Origin of the sequence: Sphingomonas sp. (assembly GCF_036677245.1) — a bacterium.
Lineage (GTDB): Bacteria > Pseudomonadota > Alphaproteobacteria > Sphingomonadales > Sphingomonadaceae > Allosphingosinicella.
This window is the reverse complement of record NZ_JAKFCG010000082.1, coordinates 76,979-93,328: the sequence shown is the minus strand read 5'-3', so window position 1 is coordinate 93,328 and position 16,350 is coordinate 76,979. Positions and strand designations below refer to the sequence as shown.

Sequence of the window (16,350 nt, the reverse complement as noted above, 5' to 3'; positions counted from 1 at the left end):
GCCGGGTGGGCGGCTCTATTCAAGGTCTGGGGCGCTCAGCCCCGGCCGCGATAGCCGGGTACATCCTGCGGCGGCACCCACAGGCCCGCAGGCGGCTCGCCCGATTGCCAGAAGACGTCGATCGGGATGCCGCCGCGCGGATACCAATAGCCGCCGATGCGGAGCCAGAGCGGCTTCATCTCGGCCACGAGACGTTCGGCGATACCGACGGTGACATCCTCGTGGAAGCCGGCGTGATTGCGGAACGAACCGAGGAAGAGCTTGAGCGACTTCGATTCGACGATGGTCTCGCCGGGCGCGTAATCGATCACCAGATGCGCGAAGTCGGGCTGGCCCGTCACAGGGCAGAGTGAGGTGAATTCGGGCGCCGTGAAGCGCACGAGATAGGCCTTGCCCGGCCGCGGGTTGGCGACATAGTCGAGCGTTGCTTCTTCAGGGGAAGCAGGCAGCCTGCTCGCCTGACCAAGATGGGTGGGCGTCATGCCGCGCCTTCTAGCCCGCTTTGCGGCGCGGTGGATATGCTTTTGACGGTGTGTCGCCCGCGTTCGCCGCGCGTGTTTTGCGGCGGGAAAGGCTCGCGCTTCCGATCATTCCCGCGCTAAGAAGCCTCCAGTGCTTTGGAGATGATGTGGATGGACTCGCTGGTTTCAACTGAGTGGCTGGCGGGCGAGCTGGGTGCACCCGATCTCAAGGTGGTCGACGCGAGCTTCCACCTCCCTGGCGATGGCCGCGATGCGCGCGACGAATTCTCCGAAGCCCATATCCCCGGCGCGACGTTCATGGATCTCGCCGAGATCGTCGACAGCGACCATCCGGTGCCCGGCATGCTCCCGCCCGATTACAAGTTCGCCAGCCGGATGCAGGCGCTCGGGATCGGCGATGCGGATCGCATCATCGTCTACGACAATTCGCCGCATCACAGCGGCGCGCGCGCCTGGTGGATGCTGCGCAGCTTCGGCGCGCGCCGTGTCGCGATCCTCGACGGCGGCCTTCCGAAATGGATCGCCGAGGGGAGGGCGATCGAGAGCGGGCAGCCGCCGCCAGCGCGCGGCCATTTCACCGCGCAGCTCGATCGGACCGCGCTCGCCGATAAGGATCATGTCAGCGCGATCGCCGGCTCGCCGGCGCACGAGCTGGTCGACGCGCGCGGCGCGTCGCGCTTCGCCGGCGAGGATCCGGAACCGCGGCCGGGCGTGACGCCGGGGCACATCCCCGGATCGAAGAACCTGCCGCAAGGCAGGCTGTTCAACCCGGACAACAGCTGGAAGCGGGGCGCTGCGCTCGCCGCCGCATTCGAAGAGGCAGGGGTCGATCTCGCCAAGCCGATGGTGACGACCTGCGGATCGGGGATCACCGCCGCGGTGCTGCTGTTCGGCGCGCATCTGCTCGGCAAGCAGGATGTGAAATTGTACGACGGCAGCTGGGCCGAATGGGGATCCGATCCGGCGACTCCCAAGGCGACGGGCCCCCAGGCGACAGGCCCCAACGCGACGGGCCCCAACGCGACGGGCCCCAACGCGACGGGGCAGTCATGAGCGGCGACAAGCACGGGCAAGACGGGGGCGGCGAGGCGCGGGTGGATACTCGGATCGTCCGCGGCGGGCGCCGCAAGGAATGGACGAGCGGTATCGTCAATCCGCCGGTCTATCGCGCCTCCACCATCCTGTTCGACGATGTCGCGGCGTTGCGCGCGGCACAGCCCCGGGACGGCACCCTCTATTACGGCCGGCAGGGCACGCCCACGACCTGGTCGCTGGCCGAGGCACTGACGGAGCTCGAGCCCGGCGCAGCGGGGACACGGCTCTTTCCATCGGGCGTCGCCGCGATCGCCGCCGCTTTGATGTCGGTGCTCAACCCGGGCGACGAACTGCTGATGGTCGACAGCACCTACGCACCAAGCCGCATTTTCTGCGACGGCGTGCTCAAGCGCATGGGGATCACCACAGTTTATTACGATCCGCTGATCGGCGACGCGATCGAGACGCTGATCGGCGCCAACACCCGCGCGATCTTTCTCGAAAGCCCCGGCTCGCTTAGCTTCGAGGTCCAGGATGTTCCTGCGATCTGCGCGGTCGCGAAGCGGCACGGGATCGTGACCCTGATCGACAATACCTGGGCCACGCCTTTGTTCTTCCCGGCGCTCGCGGCGGGGGTCGACATCAGCATTGTCGCCTGCACCAAATATATCGTCGGCCATTCCGACGTGATGCTCGGTTCGGTGAGCGCGAACGAGGCGTGCTGGGCCGGCCTCGAGCAGACCAGCCGCGCGTTCGGCCAATGCGCGAGCCCCGACGACGCCTATCTTGCCGCACGCGGGCTGCGCACGCTCGGTGTCCGGCTGAGGCAGCATGAGAAATCCGGGCTCGAGGTCGCGCATTGGCTGGCGGAGCAGCCGCAGGTCGCGCGCGTGCTCCACCCGGCGCTGCCGGAATGCCCCGGCCACGAGTTCTGGCGGCGCGACTTCAAAGGCGCATCGGGACTTTTCTCATTCGTGCTCGACGGCGGGGGCGATCAGGATCGCGCGCGCCTGATCGACCGGCTCGAGCATTTCGGCATCGGCTACAGCTGGGGCGGCTACGAGAGCCTCGCGCTCCCGGTCGATCCGGAACGGGTACGCAGCGCGACCGCGCGGCCGCAGGAAGGCCCGATGGTCAGGCTGCACATCGGCCTCGAGGACGCCGGCGACCTGATCGCCGATCTCGGTGCGGCTCTGGCCGAATATCCGGCGAAGAAATGACTCGCTGGGTGGCAGATCTCTCGATCACGCTGCCCGGCTACGCCCAGCTCGTCTCGGCGTCGGTCGCGCTCGCGATCGTGCTGCTCGGCGGCTTTGGCGCAATCCTCGCCGGCCGCACGATCGGGCAGCGCCTGGCAACGTTGTGGGAGCGGCGCGTCGGCGCGCGGAGCGAGCGCATGGCGACCCGCATGTGTGCGCTCACCCGCTATCTCTTCGCGGCCCTGGTCTATGCGATCGCGCTCAAGGCGGACAATTGGCCGTTCCTCTCCGAGCTGATCCTCGGCTTCCCGATGGCCGCTGCAGCCGCGCTGTTCGTCGGCGGCTTCGTGCGCGGCCTGCACATCTCGCGCTGGGTTGCGCTGCTGCTCGGCGGCGCCACCTTCATCGCCCTGCTTGCCGATGCATTGAACGGACTGGAGCCGGTCACCGACGTTCTCGACCGGATCGGCTTCGACGCCGGCAAGACCCGCATCTCGCTGCTCGGCGGGATCGAGATCGTCGTCACGATCCTCGCCATCTATGCGGTGCTCAAGCTCGCCAATCGCATGCTCAACCAGTCGATCAAGCGCGCGTCGCAGCTCGACGCAACGCAGCAGCTGCTGATCCAGAAGCTGGGCGGGGTGGTGCTCCTCGTCGCGGGCTTTTTCATCGGGATCGACCTGCTCGGCATCGACCTCACCGCGCTCGCGGTCTTCTCGGGCGCATTCGGCCTGGCGATCGGCTTCGGGCTGCAGAAGACGTTCGGCAATCTGATCGCCGGGATCATCCTGCTGATGGATCGCTCGATCAAGCCGGGGGACGTGATCGTTGTCGGCGAAAGCGTCGGCCATGTCAGCAAGATCGGCGTCCGCGCCGTCTCGATCATCACGCGAGACGGCAAGGAACATCTGATTCCAAACGAGAATCTGATGACCCAGGAGGTCGAGAACTGGTCCTATTCGAGCCCGAACGTGCGCGTCCATATCCCGGTTGGGGTCGCTTATGATTGCGATCTGGTCCGCGCCCAGGCGTTGATGATCGAGGCATCGCTGCAGTCAGAGCGCGTGCTCAAGACCCCGAAGCCCAACGTTTGGCTGCGTGCGTTCGGCGACAACGCCCTCGAGCATGATATATTGGTGTGGATCAAGGATCCCGCGGCGGGGATCGGCAACGTCCAGTCGGAAATCCTCAACCGGCTGTGGCATCTGTTCAAGGAAAACAACATCGAGGTCCCCTATGCGCAGCGCGACATCCGCATCAGGGAATGGCCCGGCCCACCGAGCGCGTGAGCGCCGAAAGGTCAGGCGGCCCGTGAATCGTCAGACGGGGCGCGGCTCGCGCGTGATCCCGAGCATGTTGGCCAAAGCATCGAGCGTCCGGTCAAGCTCGCGCGCGAGTTGCTCGGCGGCGGCGCGCGCCGGCGCATCGCCCGCGACGAGCAGCGCCTCCACTCCCGCCGCCACCCAGGCGGCGGTCTCGGCGATGAGCGCATCGAAGCGGCGCTGCACGATCGGCGAGGCGTGGCCATAGGCGCTGGTGATCCGCGCATGATTATCGAGCGCGCCGCGCGGCGCGGGCGGCCGCCCTGCGATCTTCTCGACCAGCTTGAGGACGTGGCAAAGCCGGGCGATCCGCTGACCGGCGTCATCCGGTCTGGGCTTCGGTCCGGCGCTCGAGCGCGGGCTCGATGCTGCACCCGATCCCGGGGAAGATCCCGCATCGCGCTGCGATTGATACGTCATGGCGCAGCCATAGCCTCCCCCCGCTAAGGAAGCGCTAACGCAGCCCCCGCGGGCCACCGTCCAGCCGCTTCGCGGCCGGGGCGGCAGCGCTTATTGCGGGGTGGACGCGGTGGCCTCCTGGCCGCTTCCTTCGGGAGCGGCGATGATCGTCTGGGTGGTCGCTCCCTTGTCGACCACCGTCGTCCCCGGATCGCCGACCACCGAGCGCGCGCCGGCATCGACATTGCTCGCGCCGGCTTCGCGGAGCAGCTGCGATTCGGCAGTGCTGCGCGCGGCAGGGCCGCCGAACAGGGCCTGCAGCGCCTGCGAACGGCTGTCCGCGCCGACCGGGTTCGGCTCGCCCGGACGCGGCGGCACAAGGGCGAAGTCAGGCGGGATGATCAGCGGCGCCGCGCGCGCGACAGCGAACTCGTCCGGGCGATCGCGATTGGACAAACCGCTGCTGCCGCAGCTGGCCAGCAGCAGGGTTGCGGCCGAAGCCCCCAGAGCCAGTTTCACGATACGCATCTCAGACTTCCTTCCCAGCCTCGCGCTCGCGCGCGATTTCATTTCGATCATCGCGCTCGCGCGCACCGGTATCGCGCTCACGCGTGAATAATGCCCGGACCAGCAATAGCAGAACGCCGATGGTAATGGCAGCGTCGCCGACATTGAAGACCAAAAAGGGGTGGATGTCGCCGAAATGGAGATCGGCGAAGTCGACGACATGGCCCAGGCGGATGCGGTCGAGGATATTGCCAAGCGCGCCGCCCAGCACGAGCGAGAGGGCGATCACGTCGTCGCGCTGCTTCTCGCGCCACATCCAGACGAAGACCGCCGCCGAAATCGCGCCGGTGAGCGCGACCAGAAGCCAACGGCCGAGCTCGCCGTCGGCGGTCAGGAAGCCCATCGAGACCCCGTAATTCTCGACCCATTTGAGGTCGAAGATCGGCAGAACCTCGATCACGCGCCGGTCACGGAGCTGGAGCGGGTAGGTCATCACCCATTTCGTGATCTGGTCGATGACGAAGATCGAGGCGGCGATCGTCAACCCCAGCTTCCGGTGCCCCAGTTTCCGGTGCTCGAGTTTCCGGTGTTTTGCCGCGCGTTGCTTAGCCATTCACCACCTCGTCGCAGCGGGCGCAGAGCGCGCCGTCCTCGGGAACTTCCGGCAGGTGCCGCCAGCAGCGGCCGCATTTCGCATCGTCGCTGCGTTCGACGCCGGCAACCACCGAAATCGAGTGTTCGAGAATGCTCGGCCGCTCCGGCTCAGGCGTCGCCTCGGTCACGTTGACCTTGCCGACGATCAGCACGTCGGCCCAGTCGATGCCCTCGGTGCGGGCATAACTGTTGCCGTCCAGCAGCATGTCGACCCGCGCTTCGAGGCTCGAGCCGATCACCTTGTCGCGCCGCAGCTGCTCGAGGCGGGCGAACACTTCGATCCTGACCGCACGGACGATCGCCCAGCGCTGCGCCAGGTCCGGATCGCGCCATTGCGGGTCCACGTCCGGCCAGAGTTGCAGATGCACCGAGCCGGCGTCGGGATAGCGGGCGCTCCAGACTTCCTCGGCGGTGAAGCAGAGGATCGGCGCCATCCAGCGCACCAGCGCGTGATAGACATGGTCGAGCACGGTGCGATAGGCGCGGCGCCGTACCATCTCGGGTGCGTCGCAATAGAGGCTGTCCTTGCGGATATCGAAGAAGAAAGCCGACAGATCGTCGTTGGCGAAGGCACTGATCAGCCGCGTGTAGCGGTTGAACTCATAGGCCTCGGCGGCGCTCTTCAGCTCTTCATCGAGCTCCGCGAGGCGGTTGAGTACCCACCGCTCGAGCTCCGGCATGTCGGCGGTGGCGACTCGCTCGGCATCGGTGAAGCCGGCCAGCGCGCCGAGCAGGTAGCGAAAGCTGTTGCGCAGCTTGCGGTAGCCGTCGGAGGTGCCGGCGAGCACTTCCTTGCCGATCCGGACGTCTTCGAAATAATCGGTCGAGGCCACCCACAAGCGAAGGATGTCGGCCCCCGCTTCCTCGACGATCTTCAACGGATCGACGACGTTGCCGAGGCTCTTCGACATCTTGCGGCCGTTTTGGTCGAGCGCGAAGCCGTGGGTGAGCACGCCGTGATAGGGTGCGCGGCCACGCGTCCCGCAGCTTTCGAGCAGCGAGGATTGGAACCAGCCGCGATGCTGGTCGGTGCCCTCGAGATACAGGTCGGCACGGACGCCCTCGCCGTAGCGCGCCTCGACGACGTAGCTGTGCGTCGAGCCGCTGTCGAACCAGACGTCGAGGATATCGGTGACGATGTCGTAATCGGCGAGACTATGCTCATCGCCAAGAAGCGCCTGATGATCGGCCATGAACCAGGCGTCCGCGCCGCCCTTGCGGAAGGCGTCGACGATGCGCGCGTTGACCGCAGGATCGACCAGATAGTCGCCGGTCTTTCGGTTGACGTAGAGCGCGATCGGCACGCCCCAGGCGCGTTGCCGGCTGATCACCCAATCGGGCCGTCCGGCGACCATCGAATGGATGCGGTTCTTCGAACGCGCCGGCACCCATCTGGTCTCGTCGATCGCGCCGAGCGCGGTCTCGCGCAACGTCCCGCCGGCCAGCGACACCATCTGCCGGTCCATCGGGATGAACCATTGCGGCGTGCAGCGGAAGATGATCTTGGCCTTCGAGCGCCAGCTGTGCGGATAGGAATGGCGGAAGTCGGCCGAAGCGGCGAACAGGCCGCCGGCCTCGCGCAGGTCGGAGCAGATCGGGCCGTCGGGCGCGTTGAACTTGGCGTTGATCACCGAGCCCTGGCCACCGAGCCACAGCCAGTCGTCGCGATAGCGGCCGTCGTCGGTCACTGCATAGGCCGGATCGATCGCATGCGCCTTGCAGAGCAGGAAATCGTCCTCGCCATGGTCGGGTGCCATATGGACCAGCCCTGTGCCCGCCTCGGTGGTCACGAAGTCGCCGGGCAGGAACGGGCGCGGGCGGGCGAAGAAGCCGCCAAGGCCGTGCATCGGGTGGCGCACGGCCGTCCCGCCGAGGTCGGCGCCCGCGATCCGCCGGATTTCGGTCGCGCTGCCGCCCAGCCGCTGCGCGACGCTGTCGAGCAGGTCGTGGGCGACGAGCAGCCGGACCGGCGCCGCGTTATCGCCGTCGGCCCGCGTGAACTCGGCCAGCGCGTAGGTGATCGTCGAATTGTAGGCGAGCGCCTGGTTGACCGGAATCGTCCAGGGAGTGGTCGTCCAGATCAGGGCAAAAGCGCCGACCAGCTCGGGGATCGGGCAGTCGACGATCTCGAAGCCGACGTCCACCTGGGTCGAGACGATATCCTCATATTCGACCTCGGCCTCGGCCAGCGCCGTCTTCTCCACCGGCGACCACATCACGGGCTTGGCACCGCGATAGAGCTGGTCGCTGGCCGCGAACTTGAGCAATTCCGCGACGATCGCCGCCTCGGCCTCGAAGTTCATCGTGAGATAGGGATCGTCCCATTCGCCCATCACGCCGAGACGCTTGAACTGCTCGCGCTGGGCATCGACCCATTTTTCGGCATAAGCGCGGCATTCGGCGCGGAATTCGCGCGGCGGAACCTCGTCCTTGTCGAGCTTCTTCTTGCGATATTGCTCCTCGACCTTCCATTCGATCGGAAGGCCGTGGCAGTCCCAGCCGGGCACATAAGGCGCGTCGTAGCCGAGCAGCGAGCGCGACCGCACGATGATGTCCTTGAGGACCTTGTTCATCGCGTGGCCCATATGGAGATCGCCGTTCGCATAGGGCGGGCCGTCGTGGAGGATGTAGCGTCTCGCGCCGGCGCGTGCCGCGCGGAGCTGCTGGTAGAGGCCGTCCGCTTGCCACGCGGCGAGGATGGCCGGCTCCTTGCTCGCGAGGCCGGCCTTCATCGGGAAATCGGTCTTCGGCAGGAAGACGGTCTCTCTATAATCGGGCTTGTCTGACATGTGAGGCGGCGGCTTAAGCGACGCCCGCCCCGGCGGCAAGCCGGCGGCGCGCCTCGGCGCAATCGCTGTCGATCTGCGCGACCAGCGCATCGAGGCTGTCGAACGCGGTTTCGCCCCGCAGGAAATGGATCAGCTCGACCTCGATCGTCTGGCCGTAGAGATCGCCCTCGAAATCGAAGAAATAAGGCTCGAGCAATTCCTTGGCGGGGGTGAATTGGGGCCGCACGCCGAGATTGGCCGCGCCTTCCACGATCCGGCCGTCGGGGAGATGGCCGCGCACCGCATAGACGCCGAATTTGGGACGAAGATAATTGCCAAGGCTTATGTTCGCGGTCGGGAAGCCGAGCTTGCGCCCGCGCTTGTCGCCGTGCTCGACGATGCCCTGGATCGCGAACGGGCGGGTGAGCAGCCGTCTCGCTTCCCTGCAATCGCCTGCGACCAGCGCGTCGCGGATCCGGCTCGAGGAGATCGGCTCGCCCTCCGCCAGCACCGGCGCGACAGGATCGAAGCTAAGCCCGCGCGCCGGTGCGAGGCTCGTCAGCAGCGCGACATTGCCGCCGCGCTTGTGGCCGAACGTGAAATCCTCGCCGGTGACGATGCCGGCCGCGCCGATCCGGCTCGCGAGATAATCGTCGACGAAATCCTCCGCGGTGACGGAGGCCAAAGCGTGGTCGAAATGGAACACCAGCATCGCATCGGCCCCGGCCTCGCCGAACAGTCGTTGGCGCTGGTCGAGCGTCGTCAGCCGAAATGGCGCGGCGTCGGGGCAGAACAAGCGAGAAGGGTGCGGATCGAACGTCGCCACCAGCACCGGCCGCTGCTCGGCGCGGGCACGCGCGACCGCACGCGCCACCACCGCCTGGTGGCCGATGTGGAATCCATCGAAATTTCCGAGCGCGACGATGCCGCCACGCAGATGCGCCGGAACCGCCGAGCCGCCGTCCAGCCGCTCCATCGCGCGGCTATAGGAAATCGCCCGAAGATTTCCAGTTCATTCGGGACGGACATTGCTCCGGATGGCACGCTCAGGGGCGGCGCTCCAGCCTCACGAACGAGAAGGCCGGCCTGTCGCCTTCGGCCGGCCGCTCCTCGCGCGACACCTCCCGCCATTGCGCCGCATCGAGCGCCGGCATCACGACGTCGCCTTCGGCGTCGCAATGGACCTCGGTCAGCTCGACCGCGGTCGCTTCGGCGAGGAGCAGCTCGAAGATCTGCGCGCCGCCGATGATGGTAATGCGCTCCCCGCCCGCCTTCGCGCCGGCTTTCGCAAGCGCCTCGCCGGCGGTGCGCGCGGTCTCGGTGCCGGCCGCATGCCAGCTCGGATCGCGCGTCAGGATGATATGGCGTCGGCCGGGGAGGGGCCCGGGCAGGCTCTCGAACGTCTTGCGGCCCATGATCATCGGGCTGCCCATCGTCACCTGCTTGAAGTGCTTGAGGTCGGCGGGGAGGTGCCAGGGCAGCTTGCCGTCGCGGCCGATCACGCCATTGTCGGCGCGCGCGACGACCAGGACGATTTCCTGGCTCACACCGCGACCGGGGCGGCGATGTGGGGGTGGGGATCGTAATCGAGGATCTCGAAATCCTCATAATCGTAGAGGTCGATCGCCGGCGGGCGCCGCTTGATCACGAGCCGTGGCAGCGGCCGTATCTCGCGGCTCAGCTGCAGCCGCGCCTGGTCGAGATGGTTCGAGTAGAGATGGCAATCGCCGCCGGTCCAGACGAAGGTGCCGGGCTCGAGGCCGCATTGCTGCGCGAGCATGTGGGTCAGCAAAGCGTAGCTGGCGATGTTGAACGGCACGCCGAGGAACACGTCCGCGCTGCGCTGGTAGAGCTGGAGGTTGAGCTTGCCGGCGGCAACCTGCGTCTGGAAAAGACAGTGGCACGGCGCGAGCGCCATCTGCGCGATCTCGGCCGGGTTCCAGGCCGAGACGATCTGGCGGCGCGAGGCCGGGTTGTTGTTGATCTGGTCGATCAACGCGGCGATCTGATCGATCCGGCCGCCGTCGGGGGCCTCCCAGCTGCGCCATTGCTTGCCGTAGACCGGGCCGAGCTCGCCCGCTTCGTCGGCCCATTCGTCCCAGATGCTGACCTTGTTTTCCTTGAGCCAGCCGATGTTGGTCTCGCCCTTGAGGAACCACAACAGCTCGATGATGATCGAGCGCAGGTGGAGCTTCTTGGTGGTGACCAGGGGGAAGCCTTGCGCGAGGTCGAAGCGCATCTGATGGCCGAACACCGACAGCGTGCCGACGCCGGTGCGGTCCTTCTGCTCCACGCCTTCGGAGAGAATCCGCGCGATCAGATCGTGATAAGGCTGCATGGCCTGCTTATGCCGGGTGGTGCCGCGCTTTCCAAGCGGGGCTTGCGTCGATCTACGCCGGGCAGGTGGCGATCTGGCTCGGCTCGGGGCGCGGTCCCTTTGCTTCGAATTGCGCGAAATAGGATTCGGAATCGGGCAGCTGCTCGAAGCGCGTCAGCTGATAGCCGACCGCGGCGAATTCGCAGAGCAGGAGCTTGGGCGGGGTGCCGTGCCGGTTGGTGGCGCGATCTGCGTCGACCACGACGATGCGGCCGTCGCGCTTGAGCGACGCGCGCAGGTGCCAGAGGAATTCGCTCGGCCGCTGGACCTCGTGGTACATGTGGATGAGGAGGATGCGGTCGAACGAATTGGCCGGGAGCTTGGGGTCGTTGGGCTCGCCGAGCTTGACTGCGACATTGTCGAGCCGCTCGCGGGTCACCCGGCGCGCGAGGTTGTCGCGAGTCTCGGGCACGATGTCCTGCGCGAGCACGCGGCCTTTGGGCCCGACGAGCGGGGCGAGGCGGACCGTATAATAGCCTTCGCCCGCGCCGACGTCGGCGACCGACATTCCCGGGCGGATCTCGGCGAGCTCCATCACCCGATTCGCTTCGCCGACGCTGTCCCGCGCATCCTCGTTGAGGTAGCGCGAGGAGACGATCGGCGCGACCGGGCGCTGCGGCTCGGGGAAAGGCGATTTGGCCGGCCGCTCCTCGCAGGCGCCGACCAGCAACAGGAAGGGAATGACGGCGATCGCGCGGCGCCGGACGGCGGCTGCCCTGGCAGCCTCCGCGGGGATGATCCCTTTACTCCACATCTTCCACTTCGATCGTCTCGCCGGTCACCTTCTGCGACAGCGCGGCGGCCATGAAGCGGTCGAGGTCGCCGTCGAGCACGTCGAACGGCGAGGTCGAGGTCACGCCGGTCCGCAGATCCTTCACCAGCTGGTAGGGCTGGAGGACATAGGAGCGGATCTGGTGGCCCCAGCCGATGTCGCTCTTGGCGGCATGCTCGGCATTGGCCTCGGCTTCGCGGCGCTGCAGCTCGGCTTCGTAGAGGCGAGCCTTGAGCATCTTCATCGCCTCCGCGCGATTCTTGTGCTGCGAGCGCTGGTTCTGGCAGGCGACGACGATACCGGTCGGCAAATGGGTGATGCGCACCGCGCTGTCGGTGGTGTTGATGTGCTGGCCGCCGGCGCCGGACGAGCGGTAGGTGTCGATCCTGAGATCGCCTTCGTTGACCTCGACCTCGATATCGTCGTCGATCACCGGATAGACCCAGACCGACGCGAAGCTGGTGTGGCGCCGCGCGTTCGAATCGTAGGGGCTGATGCGGACCAGGCGGTGCACGCCGCTCTCGGTCTTGGCATAGCCATAGGCATTCTCGCCCTTGAGCAGCAGGGTCGCCGATTTGATCCCGGCCTGCTCGCCGCTGTGGTAATCGACCAGCTCGACCTTCATGCCGTGGCGCTCGGCCCAGCGTGTGTACATGCGCTGCAGCATCTCCGCCCAATCCTGGCTCTCGGTGCCGCCGGCGCCGGCATTGACCTCGACATAGGTGTCGTTCGCGTCGACCTCGCCCGCGAGCAGGGCTTCGACCTTGGCCTTCTCGGCGCGCTGGGCGAGCGCCGCAAGCGCGGCGACCGCGTCGTCGACCAGCGCATTGTCGCCTTCGGCCTCGCCGAGCTCGATCAGCTCGGCATTGTCGTCCATCTCCTGCTGGATCGCGCGGGTCGCGGTGATCGCCTCGTCGAGGCGGCGGCGTTCGCGCATCACCTCCTGCGCCGCCTTGGCATCATTCCACAGCGACGGATCCTCGACGCGCTGGTTGAGCTCGTCGAGGCGGCGCAACGCACGATCCCAATCGAGGAAACGGCGGAGGAGGTCGATCGCCGACTTGATCTGGTCGACATGGCTTTGCGCTTCAGCGCGCATCACATTTCCTTACAGGCGTAAACTGGCATTCGCGTAACGGCAGGGGCGGGGGTTAGTAAATCCCGCCCTCTTGTTGCAAGAAGTCGCTGTCCTGGCGCTGTACGGCCTGCGTGGCCGCCGAGCGCCTTTTCTCGGCGGCGGCACGCTTGTCGAGCTCGTCGCGCCGGATCGTCCGCCGCGGCTCGCTCTCCGGCTTGAACGCCTCCCAGATCACCGCCGCCTTGGGGTCTTCCGCCGGCGGCCAGGCACCGAACACCTTGCGGCCCGAGCGCCGATCGATCCGGACCATCCTGATCCCCTCCGGCGCGCGGAACGGCGTCGGCGGCACGTCCTTGAACGCGGTGAGCGCGAATTGCTTGAAGATCGGCGCGGCGAGCGTGCCGCCCTGCGCATAGCCGCCCATCGGCCGCGGCTGGTCGAACCCCATATAGACGCCGGCGACAAGATCGGGGCTGCCGCCGATGAACCAGACGTTGGTTGGGCCGCTGGTGGTGCCGGTCTTGCCGAACAATGGGCGGCCGAGGTCGCGCAGGCTTTGCGCGGTCCCGCGCTTGACCACGCCCTCGAGGATGTGGACCATCTGATAGGCGGTCATCGGATCGAGCAGCTGCTTGGTGCGCAACGGCGGGCGCGGCATCGGGCGGCCGTCCCAGTCGCGCGCATTGCAGCGATCGCACGGCCGCATGTCGGTGCGGTAGATGACCTTGCCGGCGCGATCCTGGATATAGTCGATCAGGGTTGGCTTGAGTTCCTTCCCGCCATTGGCGAGGATCGCGAACGCATTCGTCATCCTGAGCACGGTTGTATCGCCCGCACCGAGCGCGATGGCGAGATAAGGCGGATATTCCCCGACGCCGAGGCGGTTGGCGAGCTTGACGACCTTGTCCATGCCGGTCTGGTTCGCGGCGCGGACGGTCATCAGATTGCGCGATTGCTCGACTCCCCAGCGCATCGTCTGCGGCCCTGCGTTCTTGCCCGAGAAGTTGCGGAAGCATTTCTGCCCGAGCCCGGCGCCCTGCCAGACGCAGAACGGACCATCGACGATGATCGAGGCCGGGGTCATGCCGTTGTCGAGCGAGGCCGAATAGACGACCGGCTTGAACGTCGAGCCCGGCTGGCGCTGCGCCTGGGTGGCGCGGTTGAACGCCTCGCGGCCGCTCATCGCAAAGCCGCCCTGCATCGCGAGCACTCTTCCGGTCGAGACCTCCTGTGCGACCATGCCGCCCGAGACCTCGGGGATCCAGCGCAGCACATAATTATCGCCCTCGCGCTTGACGGCGATGATCATGCCGGGCCGAAGGAAGTTGAACGCCGCGGTCTGCGTGCCGCGCTTGGGTGCCGAAGCGGCCGACGCCGGGAGGGTCGCGGTGGTGCCGTCGGTGAAGCCGATCGTCGCTGCGCCTGCGGCCTTGTCGACGATCACGGCCGCGCGCCAGTCGGGATAGCCGACGCCGTAATCGGCGAGTGCAAGCTGGCTGCGCCAGTCGCGCGACATGTCGACGCTGATCCCTGAATCGCGCCAGCCGCGGCCGTGATCGTAGCGCATCAGGCCGTCGCGCAGCGCCATCTCGGCCGCCCTTTGCATCGGCACGTTGAGCGACGTCCGCACCCACAACCCGCCCGTATAGACGCCGTTCGGGCCTTTTTCGGTCTTCTCGCCGTAGAGCTGGACGAGCTGGCGGCGCACTTCCTCGACATAATAGCCGCCGATGTTGCGGATGCCGTAGCCGCCGCCCTTGATCGTGCCGAGCGGCGACTGGCTCGCGGCGGCGCGCTCGCCGGCGGTGATGTAGCCGTTGCGCTCCATTTCGTTGAGTACATAGTTGCGCCGCTCCAGCGCGCGCTCGGTGAAGCGCTCCGGGCTGTAATTGTTCGGCGCCTTGGGAAGGACGGCGAGATAGGCCATTTCCGGAAGCGTCAGCTGATCGACGTCCTTGTTGAAATAGGCGCGGGCGGCGGATTGCACGCCGTAAGCGTTGCGGCCGAGGAATATCTCGTTGAGGTAAAGCTCGAGGATCTGCTCCTTCGAGAGCACATCCTCGATCCGGCGGGCGAGGAACGCTTCCTTGACCTTGCGGGTGACCGAATATTCGTTGCCGAGCAGCAGATTCTTGGCGACCTGCTGGGTGATCGTCGAGCCGCCGCGGGCACGTTCGCCCGAACCCATCTTGCGGACATAATCAAACACCGCCCCGAACACGCCCGGGTAATCGATGCCGCCGTGGCTGAAGAAGGTCTTGTCCTCCGCCGAGAGGAACGCCTGGATGAGGCGCGCCGGGAATTCCTCATATTTGAGCTCGACCCGGCGCTCGCGCGCGAAGCTCTGCACCGGCTCGCCTTCGATGTCGCGCAAGTTGGTCGGCAGCGGCGGCTGGTAGGTGAGCAACGATTCCGCCGACGGCAGGCCGCGCGCGAACAGCAGCCACAGCAGGATATAGCCGACGAGCGGCACCGCCGCCGCGACCACGGCCACGCGCCCCCAGCGGTGCGCCCAGACACGACGCGCGATTTCGCGCCAGTGCCGGGTGTCGCGGTAGAGGGTAAAGCGGGTGCTGGTGCTGGGATCTGCAGTCATTCGCACCAGCCTCTACAAGATGAAGTTTGCGCGGTGAAGCCGCAGATTGAACGGCGCCGGGCGCTTGCCGGGCATCTTCGAAGGTGTGTGAGTGCGGGTCAAAGACCTTCAGCTCGTGCTGCCGCGCGGGGCTCTCGTGCCGGTCATGCGGCGCGCGAAATGCGCTTCGATCGCGCGCCGCAAGCCGGTCGAAATCTGCTTCTGGCCCTCAGGCGAATGGATATAGGCTACATCGCGCGCGTGGGTGAGATAGCCGGCTTCGAACAGGATCGACGGCACGTCGGGTGCCTTGAGCACGACGAACGAGGCGAAGCGGTGATAGACCGGCCGGAACGGGATGAGCGGCGAAGCCTCGCGATAGAGCGCGCGCGTGAAATCGGCTGAAACGCTCATGCTCTCGCGCTGGGCGAGGTCGATCAGGATGCGATTGACGTCCGCGCCGGGCGTGCCTTCGGCGCTGCCGATAATGTCCACCTTGTTCTCGCGCGCGGCGAGCAGCGCCGCCTCGTGGTCGGACGCCACTTCGGACAAGGTATAGATGGTCGCGCCGCTCGCTCCCGGGTTCGGCGCGGCGTCGGCATGGATCGAGATGAACAGATCGGCCTTCAATCGGCGGGCGATCTCGTAGCGGTCGCGCAGCTCGAGGAAGCTGTCGTCGTTCCGGGTCAGCGCGACCCGCACTCTGCCCGACGTGGCGAGCGCGTCGCGCAACGCGCGCGCGAGCGCGAGCGTGACATATTTCTCGCGCTTGCCGCCATGCGGCGAGGTCGCGCCCGGATCGCGGCCGCCATGGCCGGCGTCGATGACGACCAGCGGGCTGTTCGGCCGGCGCGCTTCGGAAACCGGCGGCAGCGCAATGTCGGGATCGCCGCGCTCGGGGTCGAGCGCGATCGTCACCCCGTCCGGCTCGCCACCGCGCGAGAGCGGCAGCGGCGGGAACAGGCTCAACAGGAGGACGAGCAGGACGGCGAACAAATCCATGCCGTTGACTTGCCGCGCCAGGGCACATCCGGTCCAGCAAATACGTACGTCGAGCCGGCTGTAAAACCGGCCCGGAGGCCGTTCAGCTTAGCGGTTGCCGCTTGCCCGATCAGATGCTAGCAACCAACGATCGGCCAGCCACAGGCGAGAAATCTCTCGCCGGCGGGCCGCGATTGACGC

General features: G+C 66.9%; 15 protein-coding genes. 3 read left to right on the top strand and 12 right to left on the bottom strand.

Features of this window, described 5'->3' with window-relative positions:
- Positions 1–35: 35 nt before the first annotated feature.
- Positions 36–482: a preQ(1) synthase gene (gene queF / locus V6M48_RS09860; protein ID WP_332812362.1), complete on the bottom strand. Its 447-nt coding sequence runs from the start codon at positions 480–482 to the stop codon at positions 36–38.
- 150 nt (positions 483–632) lie between these two features.
- Between queF and V6M48_RS09855 the strand changes: the two genes are divergently transcribed.
- The 3 genes from V6M48_RS09855 to V6M48_RS09845 are packed head-to-tail and all read left to right on the top strand — an operon-like array spanning position 633 to position 4,005.
- The gene (locus V6M48_RS09855; protein ID WP_332812361.1) at positions 633–1,535 is read left to right on the top strand and encodes a sulfurtransferase; all 903 of its coding nucleotides are present in this window, start codon (positions 633–635) and stop codon (positions 1,533–1,535) included.
- Positions 1,532–2,737 (top strand): cystathionine beta-lyase, encoded by a 1,206-nt coding sequence (gene metC / locus V6M48_RS09850; RefSeq protein WP_332812360.1) that lies wholly within the window; start codon positions 1,532–1,534, stop codon positions 2,735–2,737. Before V6M48_RS09855 ends, metC begins: the two co-directional genes overlap by 4 nt.
- 8 nt (positions 2,738–2,745) lie before the next feature.
- Positions 2,746–4,005 carry a mechanosensitive ion channel family protein gene (locus tag V6M48_RS09845; RefSeq protein ID WP_332812359.1) on the top strand — a complete coding sequence of 420 codons (1,260 nt, stop codon included), beginning with the start codon at positions 2,746–2,748 and terminating at the stop codon, positions 4,003–4,005.
- Positions 4,006–4,035: 30 nt separating this feature from the next.
- Here the strand turns inward: V6M48_RS09845 and V6M48_RS09840 are convergent, their stop codons facing one another.
- The 11 genes from V6M48_RS09840 to V6M48_RS09790 form a co-directional block, all read right to left on the bottom strand.
- Positions 4,036–4,458 carry a hypothetical protein gene (locus tag V6M48_RS09840; RefSeq protein WP_332812358.1) on the bottom strand — a complete coding sequence of 141 codons (423 nt, stop codon included), beginning with the start codon at positions 4,456–4,458 and terminating at the stop codon, positions 4,036–4,038.
- Between the two features lie 90 nt (positions 4,459–4,548).
- Positions 4,549–4,965 (bottom strand): DUF3035 domain-containing protein, encoded by a 417-nt coding sequence (locus V6M48_RS09835; RefSeq protein ID WP_332812357.1) that lies wholly within the window; start codon positions 4,963–4,965, stop codon positions 4,549–4,551.
- A 1-nt stretch (position 4,966) separates the two neighbouring features.
- A complete protein-coding gene (gene lspA, locus V6M48_RS09830; protein WP_332812356.1) occupies positions 4,967–5,557 on the bottom strand; it encodes a signal peptidase II in 591 nt (196 codons plus the stop codon).
- On the bottom strand, positions 5,550–8,387 hold the full coding sequence (gene ileS / locus V6M48_RS09825) for an isoleucine--tRNA ligase (protein ID WP_332812355.1): 2,838 nt from the start codon (positions 8,385–8,387) through the stop codon (positions 5,550–5,552). The genes lspA and ileS overlap by 8 nt, the downstream gene beginning before the upstream one ends.
- 13 nt (positions 8,388–8,400) lie before the next feature.
- Positions 8,401–9,342: a bifunctional riboflavin kinase/FAD synthetase gene (locus V6M48_RS09820; protein ID WP_332812354.1), complete on the bottom strand. Its 942-nt coding sequence runs from the start codon at positions 9,340–9,342 to the stop codon at positions 8,401–8,403.
- Positions 9,343–9,412: 70 nt separating this feature from the next.
- Positions 9,413–9,913, bottom strand: a complete 501-nt coding sequence (locus V6M48_RS09815) for a dihydrofolate reductase (protein WP_332812353.1) — start codon at positions 9,911–9,913, stop codon at positions 9,413–9,415.
- Positions 9,910–10,704: a thymidylate synthase gene (locus V6M48_RS09810; RefSeq protein ID WP_332812352.1), complete on the bottom strand. Its 795-nt coding sequence runs from the start codon at positions 10,702–10,704 to the stop codon at positions 9,910–9,912. Before V6M48_RS09810 ends, V6M48_RS09815 begins: the two co-directional genes overlap by 4 nt.
- A gap of 52 nt (positions 10,705–10,756) precedes the next feature.
- Positions 10,757–11,497 (bottom strand): class I SAM-dependent methyltransferase, encoded by a 741-nt coding sequence (locus V6M48_RS09805; RefSeq protein ID WP_332812351.1) that lies wholly within the window; start codon positions 11,495–11,497, stop codon positions 10,757–10,759.
- Positions 11,487–12,614 (bottom strand): peptide chain release factor 2, encoded by a 1,128-nt coding sequence (gene prfB, locus V6M48_RS09800; RefSeq protein ID WP_332812350.1) that lies wholly within the window; start codon positions 12,612–12,614, stop codon positions 11,487–11,489. The genes V6M48_RS09805 and prfB overlap by 11 nt, the downstream gene beginning before the upstream one ends.
- Positions 12,615–12,666: 52 nt before the next feature.
- The gene (locus V6M48_RS09795) at positions 12,667–15,189 is read right to left on the bottom strand and encodes a penicillin-binding protein 1A (RefSeq protein WP_332812349.1); all 2,523 of its coding nucleotides are present in this window, start codon (positions 15,187–15,189) and stop codon (positions 12,667–12,669) included.
- A gap of 108 nt (positions 15,190–15,297) precedes the next feature.
- Positions 15,298–16,170, bottom strand: a complete 873-nt coding sequence (locus V6M48_RS09790; RefSeq protein ID WP_443019078.1) for an N-acetylmuramoyl-L-alanine amidase family protein — start codon at positions 16,168–16,170, stop codon at positions 15,298–15,300.
- Positions 16,171–16,350: the final 180 nt, after the last annotated feature.